The following is an 18,149-nucleotide window of genomic DNA, read 5'->3' on the forward strand; positions in this document are numbered from 1 at the left end:
ATTTCCCTTCGCATCGACATAAGCATAGAGCGTCGACAAAGACACACCGAGTTCAGCCGCGACATCGCGTGCGGCATTATCACGGTCTGACATCATCGCCATTGCCGTCTTCAGCTTCTTGCGGGTCTTCCCCGTCCAACATTGCATAAAGAGATAGGCCAGATTGGTTATGGCTATGATCACGTTGTGATTGACGGGCCACCCCGTGTCACTGATTTAGCCCGATCTGCCGTTATGGCCGCCGATGTTATTCTGATCCCTACACAGCCATCGCCTTACGATATCTGGGCCTCAGATGAGGTTGTCAAACTTATTGGCGAAGCGGTTGTTTTTAAAGAAAATCTTAAATACGCATTTGTTATAAATCGTAAAATATCAAATACGGCAATCGGGCGTGAGGCGCTGGCAGCTTATCCAGATGTTCCTGCTTTTGAGTCATCTCTTACCCAGCGCGTTATTTTTGCTGAAGCCGCAGCTCGCGGACTTTCTGTTCACGAAGTTGATGGCGCTGTACGAGCTGTATCCGAGATTGAGGCGCTTACAGACGAGTTGCTCGAATTTGCCAGGTTGAAAGAACCGGCATGAATGAATTGTGTTCTGCCCATAGGCGGTTTTTGTAATCACGGAGAGGGAAAGTATGAGCAAGAAAGTTTCAATCGGGACCAGGCCGACAACCAAGCCAGCTCCTGTTTCTGCGGATGCATGGGTGGATAGTCGGGATGTAGAGGAACCGATGAAGAGGTTGACAATTGATATCCCTGCAAATTTGCACCGTACTATCAAGGCCCAGTGTGCGATGCGTGGCAGCAAGATTTCAGATGAGTTGCGGGACTTACTTTTACAGAAATACGGATAGGCGTATATACGTTTAATATGTTTTCATTAATTGTATGTTTTTGTTCATGTCCGCAGCATTCGGGGGGAGTGTCCCAAGGGGCAGGACAAGATCGGGGCCATGCGGTTTGGGGGTGGCGGGATCAGCTGAAGATTTTTTTGCGAGCGGCCATGGCCAATAAGGATACGGTATGCACCCGGGTTCATGATCGGGTACGACAAAAAGGAAACCCGGGGCCGTAGCCCCGGGTTTCGATGTGGTGCTCTGTCGAGCTTGTTAACGGCTCGACCGCAATTTCTGAGAGCCAAGATTTCATTTATTTGCCGTGAGTTGTCAAGGTGCAATCGGTCACCTTCTCCCGGAAGATGATCAGGTCTGTCCGATCAGATTTGGGACGCCCGATGTTTGCTCATTTGCAGCGCTACTCTAGATAGCGTTGTGTGTTGACATAAATCAAGGGTCGAACAATTATTCCCCCGTCTTTTTTATTTGGGTTCGTAACATGCTTCGTCTTGGGCTCGACATCGGTTCCACATCCATCGGCTGGTTTCTCTATCGCATAACCAACGGCATGATTGCCGATATTATAGATTGTGGCGTGAGACTCTTCTCGGATGGCCGGGACGCGAAGACGGGCGTTTCGTCAGCTGTGGAGCGCCGCAATGCGCGTGCGTTGCGGCGACGGCGTGACCGATATCTGCGCCGTCGTGCAGCATTGATGAAGCGTCTTGCGGCGGCCGGTTTGATGCCGGAACAACCAGATCAGGCGAAGCAGTTGGAAGTACTGGATCCCTATCGCCTGCGGGCCGAGGCCCTAGATCGCCGATTGCAACTTATCGAACTCGGGCGTGCTTTGTTCCATCTTAACCAACGGCGGGGCTTCAAATCGAACCGCCAAACTGACCGTGGCAACAACGAGGGCGGCAAGATCATCGATGGGTCTGCACGACTGGATCAGACGATGATGGCCGTCGGAGCACGGACCTATGGCGAATTCCTGCACCTGCGTCGCAGCCAGGCCGAAGATCTGCGCCGTGTGTCGTCTGTTCGCACGCGGCTTACCTTGCGGTCCGTTGACGGTGGGAAAGCAGAAACGGGGTATGACTTCTACCCGGACCGACGGCACCTTGAGGAAGAGTTCAACAAGGTTTGGGCCGCACAGGCCGGACATCACCCGGTGCTGACGGATAGTCTGCGCCATGAAGTGTTCGAAACAATCTTCTTTCAGCGCCCCCTGAAGGCACCAGCGGTAGGACGGTGTCTGTTCTTCCCGGAACCGCGTCTGCCCAGGGCTCATCCGCTGACACAGCGACGCGTTCTTTATGAAACAGTCAATGCGCTGCGGATCAGGACCGAAAGCGGGGCCGCTGTTCCCCTCGGCAAGGAGCAGCGTGATAAAGTCATCATGCTTCTGGACGGCAAAGTACCGGTCAAGGCAATAGCCTCCGCGAAACTGTCGCTGAAGGCCATCGCGAAACATCTCAAGTTGCGTGACGGGCAAACCTGTACCTTGGAAAAGGGGCGCGATTACATCGCCTGCGATCCGGTCCGGGCGAGCCTGTCACACCCCGACCGCTTCGGCACACGCTGGTTGGCTCTTGAGGCTGAGGTGCAGGCCGAAATCGTCGGGCGTATTCGTGATGACGATGATACCGGGGCACTGGTTGAGTGGCTGAAGCAGGTCCACGGCTTGGACGTTGCGCATGCACGCGCAACGGCTTATGCCCCCTTGCCCGAAGGCTATGGGCGCCTTGGGGAGACAGCAACACGGAAGCTGTTGAGCTGCTTGAAAGCCGAGGTCCTGACCTATAGCGAGGCGGTGGGGAAGGCGCTCGATCAACACCACTCCGACCGCCGGACGGGCGAGATTCTGGAAACACTTCCCTATTATGGTGAAGTGCTGCAGGCCCATGTTATCCCGGGGACCGGTGAGCCGCATCATGACGATATCACACGTTTTGGACGGATCACCAACCCGACGGTTCACATCGGACTGAACCAGCTGCGCCGCCTGGTGAACCGGATCATCGCCCGCCATGGTAAACCAGAAGAGATCGTGGTCGAACTGGCTCGCGACCTGAAGCAAAGCCCTGGCCAAAAAAAGGCGGCCATAGCCCTGAATGTCAAAAACAGAAAGGCCGCCGAGGCGCGTTCAGCTCTCCTGACCGAATGGGGTGTTCCGGATACGGGTGCGAACCGCATGTATGTTCGTCTGTGGCAGGAACTCCACGAAGATCCGATGATGCGGCGTTGCCCCTATACCGGGACAATCATTTCACCCTCTTTGCTCTTCTCGGGCGCGATCGACATCGATCACATCCTGCCCTATTCCCGTACACTTGACGACAGCACGGCCAACCGCACCCTGTGCATGAAGGAAGCCAATCGCCAGAAGCGCAACAAATCGCCATCGGAAGCCCGGCGGGACGGGATGCGGATCTGGGCGCTTGAAGACGACAATCTGCGCCATATTCCTGAATTCAAGCGCTGGCGCTTTGCCGAAGATGCGATGGCACGGTTTGAGGGCGAGCGGGATTTCGAGGCACGGGCGCTGGTGGATACCCAGTACCTTTCGCGAATATCCAAGGCCTATCTTGAAACGCTCTATGATGGCGCAGATGGAAAGAGCCATGTCTGGGTCGTTCCAGGGCGTCTGACAGAGATGCTGCGTCGGCACTGGGGTCTGAACGGGATTCTGACGGACCCGCTGCGGGATGTCACAAAAGAGAAGAACCGGATGGACCACCGCCACCACGCCATTGATGCGGCGGTGGTGGCGGCAACAGACCGCGGCCTGATCAAGGCGATGGCCGAGCAGGCGCGTACAGATGTCGATCAGGGCCGCGAGGCACTGGCCTCATCCATCATGCCCCCGTGGCCCGGATTCCGTGAAGCAGTTGCGGAACATGTCAACCGTATCATTGTCAGCCACCGCCCCGATCATGGCCGGATCGACCTCACGACCCGCATGAAAGGGCGCGACCAGACAACCGGCTCCTTGCACCTCGACACGGCCTATGGTCTGACCGGGCAATCTGAGAAGGGTGTTCCGCTTGTGGTCACCCGCAAGCCCTTGGACAGCCTGACGCCCGCCATGATCGGCAAGATCAGGGACAAACCGTTGAAGGCGGCCCTTGCGGCAGTGACTGCCGGAAAGAAGGGCGAGGCGTTTTCCAAGGCGCTGGCACACTTCCGCGACAGTCCGGGTCCTTACCACGGGATCCGCCGTGTCCGGTTGATCGAGCCGATCAGCGTGGTCGAAATACGGGATGCATCCGGACGGGCCTACAAAGGTTATAGAGGCGACTCCAACCATTGCTTTGAGGTCTGGAGGTTACCCGGAGGAGCCGTCACCGAACACATTGTCAGCACCTTCGATGCCCACAAACTTGGCCCCGGGTCACGCCCACACCCTGCGGCCAAGCGGCTTTTGCGTCTGTTCAAGTCCGACATGGTAAAGCTGGACGACAGCAAGTTCGGTCCGGTTATTGCTACCGTTGTGATGTTCGATCGTAATGGCGGGATTTCCTTGGTGCCGCACACGGCATCCAATGCAAGGGAGCGCTATGAGAAGCATAAAGAAGACCTTTATCTGCGTTTCACGGCCCGCACCCTGATCAAGAAGGGTGCCCGTCGTATTATTGTGGATGAAACAGGTCATTTCCGTGATCCTGGCAGAAAAGGGTAACGGGGTTCCTGCGGGTTCTGTAGGCTGAATCCATTCGGCGGGGGAGAGGGGAACCGGCCATGGATCAGATCATTGACCTCACACAGGATGGTCGCCATCTGGCCCGTGACCGTGGGTTTCTGACCGTGAGCGAGGGAGGCAAGCGGATCGCCCGCGTGCCTCTCGATCAGGTCGCCGCAGTTTTGGCCCATGCCCACGGAATAACCTGGTCCAACGCGCTGCTGGCTGCGCTCGCGGAACAGGGCACGCCTGTTGTCATCTGCGGGTCAAATCATCGCCCGACGGGTCTTCTGTGGTCGATGGAGGGGCACCACCAGCAGGGTGCGCGCATTCGTGCCCAATGGTCTGCGCCCGTACCTCTGGTGAAGGGGGCCTGGAAGGCCATCGTCATTGCCAAGATCGGTATACAGGCTGCATCGCTCGAAGCTATCGGACAGCCATCAGCTCCTCTTCGCATGATGGCGCGTCGTGTGCGGTCCGGTGACACAGGCAACATCGAGGCACAGGCAGCCCGCCTTTACTGGCCACTGATGATGGGGCCGGATTTCCGCCGGAATACCGATGGCAGCGGCATCAACGCGCTTCTCAATTACGGCTATACTGTTCTGCGTGCCGCCACCGCACGGGCTGTTGCCGGTGCCGGTCTACACCCTGCGATCGGTATTTTTCATGCCAACCGCGGCAATGCTTTTGCCTTGGCCGATGATCTGATGGAACCCTTCCGTCCGTTTGTTGACATGACTGTCCGGGAGATCGTCAGGCGGGAAGGTACAGACGTCACACCGTCCGCCAAGGCAGCCCTGGCCGGGCTTATTGCCCTTGACCTACCGTTGGCGGATGAAACGACACCCCTGGCCACAGTGCTTGGGCGCCTGGCTTCCTCGCTTGCACGCAGCTTCGAAACGCGTCGTCTTGCGCTTGCCTTGCCCGGTCTCCCTTCGATCGATACCTTTCGTGCCTTGGGATCATGAATGGAACCACGTATCATCTCAGCGGATATCGTCTGATGTGGGTGCTGGTCATGTTCGATCTGCCGGTCGGGACCAGGGCCCAAGCCAAGGCTGCTACGGACTTCCGGAATTTTCTCCTTGATGAAGGCTTTGAACGCAGCCAGTTTTCGGCTTATGGTCGTTTTGTGAATGGGAAGGAGGCTCTTGAGGCCCGCATTCGTCGCATTGAACAGGCCTTGCCTGACAAGGGTGACGTCCAGATTTTGGCTCTTACGGACCGTCAGTTCCGCAACATCGTTCACTTTTCGAACCAGGACCGGCGGAGGGCCCGCGAAAATCCGTCGCAACTGCTGTTGCTATAGGAGCGATGTGTGCAAAAAATACACCGCCACATCGCGATATTATCAAGTGGAATCAAGGCGCAAAGCGCTGATCAAGACTAGCAGCTCAGAAATTGCGGTCAAGCAGCAACTGGGGGACCAGGCATAAGTATCCTTGAGAAAGACTAGCAGCTCAGAAATTGCGGTCAAGCAGCAACTTTTCAGGCCACTGAAAAGGCAGGACGCCAGACTAGCAGCTCAGAAATTGCGGTCAAGCAGCAACCGACCGGAGATGGTCGCGCGAACCCGCCGAGACTAGCAGCTCAGAAATTGCGGTCAAGCAGCAACGCCCCCGGCGACGGGTCATAACCAACGCCCAGACTAGCAGCTCAGAAATTGCGGTCAAGCAGCAACGCGACCCATTGCCCCCGGACAGGAAGGCTAAGCAAGGGGCCCTGACATTCATCGGTATATCGCGTGCGGAAAAGCTGGACTCTTGTTGTCGTTCCGGGCAGGGTTCAGTGGATTGCGTGCGCCTTCCACACGGTATATCGCGTGCGGGAAGCTGGAGACAAAGACATGGATGATGATGCCCAAGTGGATTTGTTCCTGGAGAGCATCATAAGTGCCCCGGTAAAAGACGAACGTGCCCTGATGGAGTTTCCGTTTTTCAGCCTTCAGAAACAGAAGCGCGTCAAACCTTTTGTCTTCGATGATGGAACCGTTCGTATTGAAGTCAATCCAGGCCCTTACGGGATTGCCTCCATCTGGGACAAGGATGTTCTGATTTATGTAACATCCTTGCTGAACAGCCGCCTTGAACGTGGCGCCTCTGTAAACCGCACCATTCAATTTCCGGCCTATGACTTTCTCAGGCTTACCGGACGCGGAACAGGCAAACAAGCTTACGAACTCTTCATGTCCGCACTGGACCGGCTGCAGAGTACCACTATTCGCACCACCATTACCTCTGGACAGAATGAGGAGCGTGAACGCCGGGGATTCTCGTGGATCGACAGTTACAGGATTGTCGAGCGCATCAATTCGCGTGGACAGAGGGTAATGGCCGCCGTTGAATTGACCCTGAACAAATGGATGTTTCGTGCAATTGTCGAGAACAGGCGTGTTCTCACCATTGATCGCGGGTATTTCAGGCTCAAGATGGGCCTGGAAAGGCGGCTTTACGAGCTGGCACGCAAGCATTGTGGCCGTCAGCCGATATGGAAGATTTCCCTGCCGCGCCTGGCGGAAAAATGTGACTCAGAAATGGAGCTCCGTAATTTCAAGGTTTATCTGAAAAAAAATCTCGGAGGCTGACAGTTTGCCACAATATCGGGTTGGTCTGGCATTCGGCAAGTCGGACCCCGAGCAACAACGCATGAATGAAGATCTCGGGAGCAACGCGTGGCGTTGAGGGCGGAATGATCGCATCTTGGCCGTGTTTACTCATAAAACCATGGAGCTTTTACCCCCACCGAGTGACATTGACGAATGATAAAATGCAAGGCCAAGCCTGTGGATAACACGAACTGTATATCGGTATATTGCGTGCAACAAGACTCGGTAGATCACGTGCAGCAACTCGGTATATCGCATGCGCCGATTCGGTATATCGCGCACAATTATCCCTTTAACCGACTGGGAAAATTAAAGAAATGACGTCTATAACAGTTTAACTTTATAACACATATAGATAACGTAAAGTGGGCTAAAACAGCAGGACCACAATAGTTTGCCAAAAATAACACCCGTTCAAACCACAAATATGGAAAGGAAATTTACGATTTTCCGGATTTCTGGACCACAACAGTCACCCCACAAAACAAACATAAAAAATGCCTTCAAATAACTACCTTCAAAATATCAGGTAATTGCAGAATCAGAAAGGGCACAACCAAGCGGTTGGCGCACGGCTATCTGCATCAGCCGGCGCTGAGTGCGGAGAAATTCGTCACGCTGCGCCTACCGTATATGGAGAACGATGAACGTCTTTACCAAACCGGAGATATCGCCAAATGGGACGAACAGGGCAATCTCATTTTCGTCGGTCGCCGTGACCACCAAGTCAAAATTCGCGGTGTGCGCATTGAGATCGGAGAGGTAGAAAACGCCATCCGTAAACACCCTCAGGTAGATATGGTCTGCGTGGTCGCCCGCAATCAGCCGTCCGGCAAAGTCCTCGCCGCCTTCGTGCAATCTGCTTCGCCTACCTTGGCCGCCGACGCTCTGCGCAACGCGCTCGTGACACTGCTCCATCCCGCTGCAATACCAAGCGTTTTTGTATTCTTGTCAACGCTGCCATTGACCATTAACGGTAAAATCGAGCGCCAGCAATTGAAAAACTGGCCGCTGAACGACGGAAGCGAATGCTTAGCGCAGCCGGAAACCGAAACCGAGGCGATCCTTGAGCGTATCGTGGCCAACGCGATCGGCTGTCCGCAGGTCGATGTCGCACAGGCATTCATCAACCTGGGCGCGCATTCGCTGACGATGAGGCAAATTGTGGCGCTTGTCGCGCGCGATCTTTGCTGCCACCTCAGCATCGCCGATCTGTTTCACCACAATACGGTGCGCAAACTGGCCGAATTTATTGAGAATAGGGCGGTGGTCACCGAGTGCGCCATCGCCATCGGCAAGGAGCGGCGTGCACCGCTCAGCCCGCAGCAGAATCTGCTGTGGTATCTGAGCGCGCTGAACCCCGATGACTGTAGCTACAACCTGCCGCTGGCGATAGACATTCAGGGCCCGCTCAATCTGGCGCGCTTCGAACAGGCGATCAATTTCATCTATGAAAAACACGAAAGCCTGCGCACCCGCTTCGCCGAAACCAACGGCGTAGCCTATCAGTACGCAGAGCCGCATGCCTCTCTGCGCTCGCTACGCGCCACGCCAGCAGCAGCGCCCACAGGCTGCCCAACGTCAGTACCAAGCCCAGTTGCTGCGACAGTCCGGCCAGAACCAGGCCACCGCCCAGCATCAGATAGTACATCAGGCCAAGGATGGCACCGGCGGTGCCCGTGCAGTCCTTATAGTGGCGCAGTGCGCGCGCCAGAATGTTAGGTATGCTGATACCGTATGCCATTACTACAAGTATCATCGGCAGCACAAACCACATCGTCTCTTCCAGCAGCAACACCATCACGCCGCCGATCAGCGACAGCGTACACGCCAGCGTCAACAGCGCGGTAAACGGCCAGCGTCTACCGATCAAGAACGTGTTGATCGCGGCGCCGATACCGACCCCGGCCGCCAGCACCAGACCGGTATAGCCGAACCACTGCGCAGGCAGTTCCAGCGCCGCAAAGCGGAACGGCGCCAACTGGTAATAGCTGAACATGCAGATATTGAATAGCGCCACCAGGAGCGCGCTGTGCCAAATGTCGGCATCCTTTGTCATTTTTCCCAGGGTGCCGAAAAACGAACTCCGGGCAACCTGCTGCGGGCGCGTTTCCGGCAGCTGCCAACCGGCATATCCCAACAGCAAGGCCGCCAGCAGATCCAGGCCACCAAACACCCCTTGATATCCCCAATAGTGGGTCAGCAGTGCGCCGCTCAGTACGCCGATCGCCGGGCTGATCGCCATGGCGATCCCCATCACCGAGAACACCCGTGCCAGCTCAGAGCCGTCAAAACGGTCACGGATCGCGGTTTGTGTCCCCACCGAACCGACCGCGGCGCCAAAGGCGGCCAGCATCCGCGCTGCCAGCAGCACGCTGAAGCTGGCACTGAACAGCGCGACAAGCGACGCCAGCAGATACAGCGCCAGTCCGGATAATATGGTGGGACGACGCCCTATCACGTCGCACATCCGTCCCCACACCACCACGCCCAGAGCGAAGGCGAAAAAGTAACAAGAGAGCGTTTGCGCCGCCATTTCGGCGCTCACCCGGAACCCGTCCGCAATGTGCGTCAGCGCCGGGCTGTAAATGGTTTCCACCACCTGGGGAAACATCATCATTGACGTCACCAACGTCAAAGTCAGTTTACGTTGCATAGCTGATCCTGTAGCCAAAAAGGAGCGGCACAAGGTAGCATCTTCGCGCCAGGATCTATTATAATATAAAAGACAATAAATTTACAAAATCGGCCATTTACAAGCCGGTCCGGTTTCGAGACACCGGGCACGGCAACACGCGGCTTCCACGCTCTCAAAAACCACGCTTGAAACCGTGTCGGTTCTTGGTGATGTTTGCGATGAGTTTTGAGGGCCCCCATTGTCATCACTGGCGCAGGCGCCATGGCAACAGGGGCTTATATTCATCAGGCTGTCAAACCAGCATACTGCTCAATGCGTGACCGCCTCAACTCAGTAGGGGGGTGACTTTTTGTATAGTAATCCACAAGACCACTACTACCCGGATTCACTTCCATGGAGGCTACATGATCAAAGAATGACATAAGCCCTTCAGGGCCAACGAGACTTGCCGCAAAGGCGTCTGCCCTGTATTCCTCCTGTCTGTTGCTCAGGGAAAAAACAAACCACCCTGCTTGCTCTGAGAAATGAATCAAAGCGCATAAAACAAAAGAGATTATCGGGCCAATAACCGGAATAAAGCCAAGGCACATGAACACCTTCTTTGCCAGATAAAGGGGCCATGAAACAGCCGACATAATAAGAAGAAAAAATGTATCTCTATAATGCAGATGCCCTAATTCATGAGCCGCTACGCCAACAAGGCTCTGCATTGCGTCTTTTCCGTCGTCACGGGCAGCCTTCAGAAAGTCACGGCTTATTGCTATAGATCGCAGACTATAGGCCATTGCATTGGTAGAATTATCATCCAGGACGTGCCAAAGGATAGCTGGCATGGGTTTTCCGTATTTCCGGAGATATTTGGCGCCCAAGACCATGGAAATGTCATCTAAAGTCTTCTTCTCGCGTTTTGATGGCTTCCTTGCTCCCATCCGAATGCTCATATAAGCATCACCCCACGTCATGGCAGCAGCCGCCAATGCCAATAAAACAGCGGCTGAACACGCAAATATCCGTGCATTGGTCACAGGATCAAGCAACCAGTCGAGGAATGGTGTGATCCCATACAAGAAACTGATGACGAGAACGGTTACATGCAATGAGACAATAATCTGCCAAGACAATGCGGCCAACTTACAGAATGCACTCACATTGATTCCTGAATGAAACATCTTCCCAACCCCCCGTCATTAGTGTTCACTTGTATAAGTTAGCCGCCCTGTCGCTCACGGACCAATTCCGTGAAACCGGAAACATCCATCAACCATGCCTGCTGTGCAGGCGTGTAAGTCTGGTGCAGACTGCGGGGCAGAACAAGCTGAAGCTGCTTTGCCGCCATTTCCTCGGTCTGGTGCGTGGATATTGCCGTCTCCAGAGTCAGCAGATGCTTGTCATCAATCCGGTCTGCTTCGGCAAGAACCTGCCGCCAACGGTCCTTGCAGGTTGACTTCACGCCAAGCATAGTTAGCTTCAATGAGTCAAACGCCGGATCATGATATGCGGCCGCACCAGGAAACAGGAAATCAGGCTTGGCCCTGTTCTCTGTTATGGCTGTTCGTGTATAGCGTAGACCATTTTCCTCAAACAGTCGTTCCAAGTGATTCTCTAGGGCGAGACCGACGCGACTTTTACGACGGTTCTGCACGGACAAGGAAAATGACAGAAACCCATCAACATCAACGTTCTTGGCGCCAATCTTCCCGGTGAATCCTTGCGATAATCTGTCAGCAATAAGATAGCGCTCAAGTGTACGGAATAGAATTTCCTCACGCTCCATCCACGTCATCAGGACAAGATCTGGCTGGTCCCGAGGGGAAAGATCCTTAAGAGTTGATCGTGCATAGGTCGAAAATTCGCGCGTAGTCGGGAAGCGACCAGAAAAGCGTGTTAGCATGTCATCAAGATAAGTATCTTCGGATGCCTCAACCGCTATACCAATGTTCTCCAGAATAAACCGGGAGGCAAACTCGATACGGTCCTGTTCTGTTTCCAACTCGGACTTTACGAAAAAACCGGGGTGAACCAGGTCAACAAAGCCAAACAACCACTCAATCTGCCGCCCGATACCAGAACCATTTTCAGCAATGATAACCAGAAGGCTACCATCGCGCTTTTTTGCTATGACGAGAAGGTCTCCTTCGCTGGCATTAAGGGATACGTTTGTGGTTGGGAAATAGAGATGATATTCAGGAGAACGTGGTTTCCCCTTGCGGCAATTGTAAAGAGTCAGGAACGCATCTTCCACGACAGGATCAGAATCATCATCGGTGAGATAGAGAAAACGGGCTGGTATTCTCGTCTTCTCTTCAGGACTACCAAGAAATGCCCTGACCTTCCTTGTCGCATGGTATTCGTGCTGGTTTGAACGCGTCCCGTCTGCCTCTACCGCACTTAGCCTCTTTGCGGCGACCCCTTCAAAATACTCCGAAAGATATCCTGGTTTCATTTCCTGATCTCGATCAAGGGAGCGTCCACCATAAAGCCAGAGTGCAGGTACCAGATTCATGTCCATGCACACATATCGCGGCATGGTACCGGAGAGTCTCGGCATCATAGCTACATGTAGTGCACATCACCCGGCTGCGTGCGTGACTGTAACCTTCATAAACCATCAGGAAGGCGAGGCGCGTACACTTAGAAGTGCATTTTGTTCATGAATGATTAACGCTTGTATGTGGGGCCTCATGATACGCGCAACTTCTCGCATGACTGGCATAACAACGCTATTGCCAAACTGGCGATAGGCCTGTGTATCACTGACAGGTATCCGGAAAGAATCAGGAAATCCCATCAAACGGGCGCATTCACGGGGAGTTAAACGTCGTGGCCTTTTGCTCTTGCCCTGCCATACAAGGATTTCGGACCCATCCTTGTAGTACCGCGCGGATAACGTACGGGTAACGCTATCCGGATAAACCATTCCAAAACCAAAACCATTACCGGCGGCGCGGTGCTTCTCTGCATAATTCTGAAGGTACGTCCAAAGGTTTTGGGTCAATGTATATCGTGGTTGGACAGCTTGCTTGTCATGATCAAAAAAGCGATCCATGTCCCATGGAATGATGGGTTCTGTACCATCGGTCCTGTGGAGAATTGAAGCAAGACGCGGACCTTCCTCCGGTACTCTCAGATCATCCCACGAAAAGCCTGTTTCCTGACGGAAACCAACGATAATAATGCGCTCCCGATGCTGTGGTGTGAAATTCCGTCCATCCATGACCCGGTAATGCACACTATAACCAAGCTCATCACGGAGCGTTTGCAGGATCACATCAAAAGTGTGCCCCTTGTCGTGCGACAGTAGATTTTTGACGTTCTCCAACAGGAATGCCTTCGGGCGCTTTGCTGCAATAATACGGGCAACATCAAAAAACAGGGTTCCTTGTGTCGTACATTCAAAACCATGAGGGCGACCCAGAGAGTTTTTTTTGCTTACACCGGCAATACTGAATGGTTGGCACGGAAAGCCTCCAAGAAGGACGTCATGATCCGGTACAAATTCTGCTGGATAAGGAACGATGTCACCAATGAATGTATGACGATCACCATAGTTCTGGATGTACGTTTTTTTCGAGAACTCATTCCATTCACTGGTAAAAACGCATTTCCCTCCATGGGCTTCGAAGCCCATTCGGATGCCGCCAATACCGGCAAAAAGATCAATAAAACTAAAGGCGCATCCATCCCCCATGGTATGGGTGTCTTTTGGTTCCATAAGATCCCGCAATGCCGGCTCAAGCATCACTGGACACGGTGTCTCACCTTTTTCCCACCGTCTTATGGTTTTGATGTCTTTCCCAACATGCTTGGCAAGCTCGCGTTGTGTGAATCTGCTGCGGGCTTGTTTCAAGGTTTTGAGGGGCTGAGAATATGTCATGCTTTATTCTTGTCGGGAAAATCTGCGGACATTATGTCCTCTGTTATCTCTTTGTTCTATTCTTTTTTTGTAACTACAGGATCGTTTGAGCGTGCTGTTATGTGCGATGAGTTTTGAGGGAGATGTCATGCTGATCGGCTACGCCCGCGTTTCGACGCGAGACCAGACCACAGAGCTACAGACAGAGGCGTTGTCCGCAGCCGGTTGCGAGCGTGTGTTCGAGGACCAGACCAGCGGCAGCCGTGAAGACCGCCCCGGCCTTTCCTCTGCGCTGGATTACCTGCGCACTGGTGATACGCTGGTGGTGTGGAAGCTGGACCGTCTGGGCCGGACCGTGAAGCAGCTTGTGCATCTGGTTGACAGTCTTCAGGCCCGGGGCATCCACTTCCGCAGCCTGATCGACGGTATAGACACCGGAAGCCCGGCAGGCCGGTTCTTCTTCCACATCATGGCCAGCCTCGCGGAAATGGAGCGCGACCTGATTGCCGAAAGAACCCGCGCCGGACTGGACGCCGCCCGGAAAGCCGGACGCCCCGCAAAGATGACCCCCGGCAAGATCACGGCAGCCCGCAAGCTTCTGGAAACCGGAACACCCGCCCGCACCGTCGCCGAGAGTCTGGGCGTATCACCCACTACACTGTACCGCTGGCTTCCTGCCCAGACGGCTTAGCGTGCTTATTTTCCGTTCTCTGATGCGACTTCTTCAGGCCCGTGGCATGCAATTCCGTGCCTTGGTCGACGGCATTGTCGCCGGAAGTTCAGCAGACGGGACGGGCACTGTCAGGCGACGCAAACGCTTCATCAGGTTGGCCTTGTTCTGGCGTGCCTGTGCCAGATCGTAAGCCGCCTGCAAGCGCAGCCACAGGTCCGCCTTCACACCTATCACCGCCTCAAGCCGCAGTGCCATTTCGGGGGATATGGCGCTCTGTTGGTTAAGGACGCGGTACAGTTGTTGACGGCTTATGCCAAGCGCTTCTGCGGCTTGTGCCGTTGTTAGGTTCAACGCTTCAAGATCATCTTTGAGACCTTCAGCGGGGTGGGGTGGGTTGTGCATAGGCACGCTCTTTCTCCCTTTCTCAGTGATATTGTTCCAAGTCCAGCACGCTGAATTTTCCGTTTTCGTGCGTGAACGTGATGCGCCAGGGGCCATTTACGCTCATAGCCCACGTTCCTTTGCGGGCACCTGATAACTCGTGCAGGCGAAAGGATGGGCGGTTTAGATCGTCGAGGCTGTCAGCTTCATCGAGTATTGAAAGAATGATTGCGATGCGCCGAGACAAGTCGGGGCGGACGCCCTTTGCATTCCCTGTCTCGTAAAACGAGCGCAATCCCTTGTGCTTGAAACTTATTATCATGGGTGGATATTAACATGTAATGTTACACTTTACAATAGATCTATGTTACTGAAAAACCCCGACGCCAATACATTCATTCGGTTGCGTGAAGAGGAGAAAACAACCATTAAGGTCGGCCGTTTGCCATGCCCAGACAAGACAACCGCTCTTATTGTTGAGCAAACATTTGAATTATATATGGCGTATGAATAATAATTTTTCTAAAGACTCATGAAAGAAAAGCAAGATTGGAAACGCAAAATATTACGTGACTTGCCATAGTTTGACAGGATTTGCTTTTTGGCTTGGGGCTCATAATATGAATTTTCATTACCACAATCACACATAATGAATATATTCAAGAAGTTTACTAACATGATTAACCTTCGTTCTAAAAGGAAATAACTCTGGACTATCGCAAACCTGTGTTCAAGGCGATGGACTACATCAGCCACCATCTGGATGACAATCCGAGTCTGGATGAGGTCTCGGAGGCGGCAGGCATCTCCACATTTCACTTCCACCGCATATTCAAGACGATGGTTGGCGAGACCATCGCCGGATTTACACGGCGCCTGCGCATGGAGCGCGCAGCACGTCGCTTGCTAGCCTCCCCCCAGAGCGACATCACCACCCTCGCGCTGGCCGCCGGGTTCTCCAGCTCCCAGAATTTCGCCAAGGCCTTTCGCCTGCACTTCGCCATGAGCCCCTCGGAATACCGCCAGCAGCAGGGGGGAAACTGGAAAAGCAAGATTGGAAACGATCCCCTTCCTTTTGAAACCTATGATGACCTGGTCATGCACCCGGTCACTGAACACCTTGGTCTGTTGCAGGGGGCAAGCGTCAAGCAGATGCCTGAACGGCACGTCGCGTACATGCGCCGCCTGGGCCCCTATGGCAAGGAGACCTGCGAGCAAGCCCATAGGGATTTGCTCGCCCTGTTTGCCTCAGACGAAGCGATGACACCGGCGGGTACCCTGAGTCTCTATTGGGATATCCCCGATATTACCGATGAGACGCGCTGCCGTACTGACGTCTGCATCGAGCTGGGGCCAGAGATCCCCACTGGGCGCCATTTAACCACACAGACCATCGCCGCGGGCCCCTATGCGATAAGTCAGTTTATCGCTCGTGGCGATCAACTGGTCGCCTGCTGGGAGACGGCGTTTAGCTGGTTGGTGAGCAAAGGTTTGAGCTGCGATGATCGCCCGTGTTACGAGCAATACCACGCGGGCACTGACCCCGACCGGGATCATTACGTGTTTGATATCTGTATCCCGCTGATCAACCGATAAACCGATACCCCACCAACTTCGAAGCCTTCGGGCACCGAAACGACGGAGTTATGCCCATGAATATCAAAACGCTGTTTCTCGCCAGCCTGCTGGTGACGCTTCCCGCTGCCGCGAATGCCCAGTCACAGAGCCAGACCCTGATCTTTGGTGGCACCATCTACAGTGGCGATCCGGCGAACCCTCATCCGGAAGCAATCGGCATTGAAGGTAAAAAAATTGTGGCAGTCGGCAGCTATCAGGAGGTCAGTGACCGCCTTGGAAGCCATGCCAAACGCCTTGATCTGAAAGGAAAGTACCTGATGCCGGGGATCATCGACAGCCATGTTCACGCGGCATTTGCCGGTTTTCAGGGGATGACGGTTAACTTTCCCGATGCCATGGATCAGGTTGAGCAGGTGCAGCAATTTCTGACCGGCAGCAAGGATGATCCCCGCCTGACACTGGGTGATGTACAGCTATACAGCAATGTCTCCCTCGACTACTGGCATCAGCTTCCCCTACTCGATCAGGTGTTCAATGGCCCGCAGTACCAGCAGGTCCCAGTGGTACTTGCCGGGTCTGATGCCCACACCGGTTGGGCCAATCAGGCCATGCTGCGCAAGGCTGGCATTGATGCCGAGTCCCTTGCTGGTCGTTATGCCACGCTGAAAGACAATTTCGGCCTCACTCCATCCGGCAAGCTCAATGGCTTTGCCTCGGAAGGCGGGTGGGATGCCATCCTCAAGGCGCTGCCTCCCGTCAGCAACGAGACGATTGCCAGTGCCATCCTGACCGCCGCCAAGCAACTAAATCAGGTAGGCATTACGGCATGGATGGATCCTATCAGTAACATTCGTCCCCTCGCGCCCGTCTTCAACGCCGAGCCAGATCGCCGTGACACCGGCCTGTTACCGGCGTACAGCATGCTCTCCCGGGAAGGAAAGCTGACCGGACATGTATCCGCACTGGCACTGGTGGGGATCCACGCATCGCCCACCATCATTGATGACGTATTGGCGCTGCAAGAGCAGTTTCAAGATGCACCGGACGTCAAACTGGTGGGTATCAAAATCCTGCAAGATGGTGTCATCGAGTATCCATCCCAGACTGCCAAGTTGAGTGAGCCCTACATCAATCGCCCTGGTTACAGCGGCAAGGATGATCTGGATAAGCAGCGTTTCAACGAGCTGATCCGTACCGCGGATGCCCATCAACTGATCGTTCATTTTCATGCCATCGGCGATCGGGCCGCCCATGAAGCACTGGATGCCATCGCCTATGCCCGGACCCACAATCAGGATCACGGCCTGCTGCACAGCATCACCCATCTGGAAGTGGTGAGCCCGGCCAGTATTGCCCGCTTTAAACCACTCAATGTGGCTGCGTCGATGCAACTGCTGTGGGCCGGGAAAAACATAGCGACCACCACGCTACTGGAGGGAAAAGTGCCCCCGGCCCTGTTGGCCCGCCTCTATCCGGCCGGCAGCCTGCTGCAAAGCGGCGCGATTATTGCTGGGGCCAGTGATTGGCCAGTCTCGAGCCCCAACCCCTTCCTCGCCATGTATACCGCGATCACCCGACAAGGGGAACTTGGCTTGTTGCCCCCCGCCAGCGAGCAGATCAGCCGACAGGCTATCTTGGAGGCATATACCCTCAACGCTGCCAAGGTGATTGGGCGGGAGAAAGAGATTGGCTCCATTAGCGTAGGAAAAAGTGCTGACCTGATCCTACTGGATCGAAATCTGGAACAGGTGACAAGCGAGAACATCAAGGAAACCAAAGTGCTATGGACAATGTTTAAGGGAAATCTGGTCTATAACGCCCTTTAGGTACAAGCTTGCCAAGCTTAGTTGGGTCCTGGCCCCTCTATTGAAGAATAACTATACAAGACAGGGCGG

Annotated in this window: 16 protein-coding genes, 1 pseudogene and 1 CRISPR repeat array; of the genes and pseudogenes, 10 read left to right on the forward strand and 7 right to left on the reverse strand. The window is 54.4% G+C overall.

Going from position 1 to position 18,149, the window contains the following annotated elements; translation table 11 throughout:
- Window positions 1-141: 141 nt before the first annotated feature.
- The 6 genes from HEQ61_RS10180 to HEQ61_RS10205 all read left to right on the forward strand — a co-directional run bounded on the left by HEQ61_RS10180 (window position 142) and on the right by HEQ61_RS10205 (window position 7,110).
- A complete protein-coding gene (locus HEQ61_RS10180) occupies window positions 142-585 on the forward strand; it encodes an AAA family ATPase (RefSeq protein WP_168021344.1) in 444 nt (147 codons plus the stop codon).
- A 52-nt stretch (window positions 586-637) separates the two neighbouring features.
- A complete protein-coding gene (locus HEQ61_RS10185) occupies window positions 638-856 on the forward strand; it encodes a hypothetical protein (protein WP_168021342.1) in 219 nt (72 codons plus the stop codon).
- Window positions 857-1,337: 481 nt separating this feature from the next.
- Window positions 1,338-4,523, forward strand: coding sequence for a type II CRISPR RNA-guided endonuclease Cas9 (gene cas9, locus HEQ61_RS10190; protein ID WP_168021340.1), 3,186 nt, complete (start codon window positions 1,338-1,340; stop codon window positions 4,521-4,523).
- 59 nt (window positions 4,524-4,582) lie between these two features.
- Window positions 4,583-5,494, forward strand: coding sequence for a type II CRISPR-associated endonuclease Cas1 (gene cas1, locus HEQ61_RS10195; RefSeq protein ID WP_168021339.1), 912 nt, complete (start codon window positions 4,583-4,585; stop codon window positions 5,492-5,494).
- A 35-nt stretch (window positions 5,495-5,529) separates the two neighbouring features.
- Entirely contained in the window at window positions 5,530-5,835 is a 306-nt protein-coding gene (gene cas2 / locus HEQ61_RS10200; protein ID WP_168021337.1) for a CRISPR-associated endonuclease Cas2, read from the forward strand.
- Between the two features lie 74 nt (window positions 5,836-5,909).
- Window positions 5,910-6,207: direct repeats of the CRISPR family, unit length 36 nt; unit sequence AGACTAGCAGCTCAGAAATTGCGGTCAAGCAGCAAC.
- A 165-nt stretch (window positions 6,208-6,372) separates the two neighbouring features.
- Complete coding sequence (locus HEQ61_RS10205) at window positions 6,373-7,110, forward strand: replication initiator protein A (RefSeq protein WP_168021335.1); 738 nt, start codon at window positions 6,373-6,375, stop codon at window positions 7,108-7,110.
- 645 nt (window positions 7,111-7,755) lie between these two features.
- On the opposite strand, the gene HEQ61_RS11330 is transcribed toward HEQ61_RS10205, so the two are convergent.
- The gene (locus HEQ61_RS11330; RefSeq protein ID WP_245183255.1) at window positions 7,756-7,989 is read right to left on the reverse strand and encodes a hypothetical protein; all 234 of its coding nucleotides are present in this window, start codon (window positions 7,987-7,989) and stop codon (window positions 7,756-7,758) included.
- Between HEQ61_RS11330 and HEQ61_RS11625 the strand changes: the two genes are divergently transcribed.
- Complete coding sequence (locus tag HEQ61_RS11625; RefSeq protein WP_415877260.1) at window positions 7,930-8,853, forward strand: condensation domain-containing protein; 924 nt, start codon at window positions 7,930-7,932, stop codon at window positions 8,851-8,853. The genes HEQ61_RS11330 and HEQ61_RS11625 overlap by 60 nt on opposite strands.
- Here the strand turns inward: HEQ61_RS11625 and HEQ61_RS11340 are convergent.
- The 4 genes and pseudogenes from HEQ61_RS11340 to dcm all read right to left on the reverse strand — a co-directional run.
- Window positions 8,780-9,787: pseudogene (locus HEQ61_RS11340) on the reverse strand (MFS transporter); the annotation flags it as partial. The gene HEQ61_RS11625 and the pseudogene HEQ61_RS11340 sit on opposite strands and share 74 nt — an antisense overlap.
- A 266-nt stretch (window positions 9,788-10,053) precedes the next feature.
- Window positions 10,054-10,938, reverse strand: a complete 885-nt coding sequence (locus HEQ61_RS10215; RefSeq protein WP_168021332.1) for a M48 family metalloprotease — start codon at window positions 10,936-10,938, stop codon at window positions 10,054-10,056.
- A gap of 38 nt (window positions 10,939-10,976) precedes the next feature.
- Window positions 10,977-12,272 carry a type II restriction endonuclease gene (locus HEQ61_RS10220; RefSeq protein ID WP_245183258.1) on the reverse strand — a complete coding sequence of 432 codons (1,296 nt, stop codon included), beginning with the start codon at window positions 12,270-12,272 and terminating at the stop codon, window positions 10,977-10,979.
- Window positions 12,273-12,377: 105 nt separating this feature from the next.
- Window positions 12,378-13,508: a DNA (cytosine-5-)-methyltransferase gene (dcm, locus tag HEQ61_RS10225; RefSeq protein ID WP_280730285.1), complete on the reverse strand. Its 1,131-nt coding sequence runs from the start codon at window positions 13,506-13,508 to the stop codon at window positions 12,378-12,380.
- A gap of 262 nt (window positions 13,509-13,770) precedes the next feature.
- Here dcm and HEQ61_RS10230 point away from each other — a divergent pair, with 262 nt between their 5' ends.
- Entirely contained in the window at window positions 13,771-14,313 is a 543-nt protein-coding gene (locus HEQ61_RS10230) for a recombinase family protein (protein ID WP_168021329.1), read from the forward strand.
- A 33-nt stretch (window positions 14,314-14,346) separates the two neighbouring features.
- Here HEQ61_RS10230 and HEQ61_RS10235 read toward each other — a convergent pair whose 3' ends face one another.
- On the reverse strand, window positions 14,347-14,697 hold the full coding sequence (locus HEQ61_RS10235; protein WP_168021327.1) for a HigA family addiction module antitoxin: 351 nt from the start codon (window positions 14,695-14,697) through the stop codon (window positions 14,347-14,349).
- A 22-nt stretch (window positions 14,698-14,719) separates the two neighbouring features.
- Window positions 14,720-14,998, reverse strand: coding sequence for a type II toxin-antitoxin system RelE/ParE family toxin (locus HEQ61_RS10240; RefSeq protein WP_168021325.1), 279 nt, complete (start codon window positions 14,996-14,998; stop codon window positions 14,720-14,722).
- Between the two features lie 404 nt (window positions 14,999-15,402).
- On the opposite strand from HEQ61_RS10240, the gene HEQ61_RS10245 reads away from it, so the two are divergent.
- Window positions 15,403-16,272, forward strand: a complete 870-nt coding sequence (locus HEQ61_RS10245) for an AraC family transcriptional regulator (protein WP_209315737.1) — start codon at window positions 15,403-15,405, stop codon at window positions 16,270-16,272.
- Window positions 16,273-16,328: 56 nt separating this feature from the next.
- Entirely contained in the window at window positions 16,329-18,080 is a 1,752-nt protein-coding gene (locus HEQ61_RS10250) for an amidohydrolase (RefSeq protein ID WP_168021323.1), read from the forward strand.
- Window positions 18,081-18,149 lie beyond the last annotated feature (69 nt).

Origin of the sequence: Haematospirillum sp. H4485 (assembly GCF_012102745.1) — a bacterium.
Lineage (GTDB): Bacteria > Pseudomonadota > Alphaproteobacteria > Rhodospirillales > Rhodospirillaceae > Haematospirillum.

What these genes read in the sequence shown, in the direction of transcription:
- HEQ61_RS10185 (WP_168021342.1), top strand. Translation starts at nt 638, where the DNA reads ATGAGCAAGAAAGTTTCAATCGGGACCAGGCCGACAACCAAGCCAGCT.
- cas9 (WP_168021340.1), top strand. Translation starts at nt 1,338, where the DNA reads ATGCTTCGTCTTGGGCTCGACATCGGTTCCACATCCATCGGCTGGTTT.
- cas1 (WP_168021339.1), top strand. Translation starts at nt 4,583, where the DNA reads ATGGATCAGATCATTGACCTCACACAGGATGGTCGCCATCTGGCCCGT.
- cas2 (WP_168021337.1), top strand. Translation starts at nt 5,530, where the DNA reads ATGTGGGTGCTGGTCATGTTCGATCTGCCGGTCGGGACCAGGGCCCAA.
- HEQ61_RS10205 (WP_168021335.1), top strand. Translation starts at nt 6,373, where the DNA reads ATGGATGATGATGCCCAAGTGGATTTGTTCCTGGAGAGCATCATAAGT.
- HEQ61_RS11625 (WP_415877260.1), top strand. Translation starts at nt 7,930, where the DNA reads ATGGTCTGCGTGGTCGCCCGCAATCAGCCGTCCGGCAAAGTCCTCGCC.
- HEQ61_RS10215 (WP_168021332.1), bottom strand. Translation starts at nt 10,938, where the DNA reads ATGTTTCATTCAGGAATCAATGTGAGTGCATTCTGTAAGTTGGCCGCA.
- HEQ61_RS10220 (WP_245183258.1), bottom strand. Translation starts at nt 12,272, where the DNA reads ATGAATCTGGTACCTGCACTCTGGCTTTATGGTGGACGCTCCCTTGAT.
- dcm (WP_280730285.1), bottom strand. Translation starts at nt 13,508, where the DNA reads ATGCTTGAGCCGGCATTGCGGGATCTTATGGAACCAAAAGACACCCAT.
- HEQ61_RS10230 (WP_168021329.1), top strand. Translation starts at nt 13,771, where the DNA reads ATGCTGATCGGCTACGCCCGCGTTTCGACGCGAGACCAGACCACAGAG.
- HEQ61_RS10235 (WP_168021327.1), bottom strand. Translation starts at nt 14,697, where the DNA reads ATGCACAACCCACCCCACCCCGCTGAAGGTCTCAAAGATGATCTTGAA.
- HEQ61_RS10240 (WP_168021325.1), bottom strand. Translation starts at nt 14,998, where the DNA reads ATGATAATAAGTTTCAAGCACAAGGGATTGCGCTCGTTTTACGAGACA.
- HEQ61_RS10250 (WP_168021323.1), top strand. Translation starts at nt 16,329, where the DNA reads ATGAATATCAAAACGCTGTTTCTCGCCAGCCTGCTGGTGACGCTTCCC.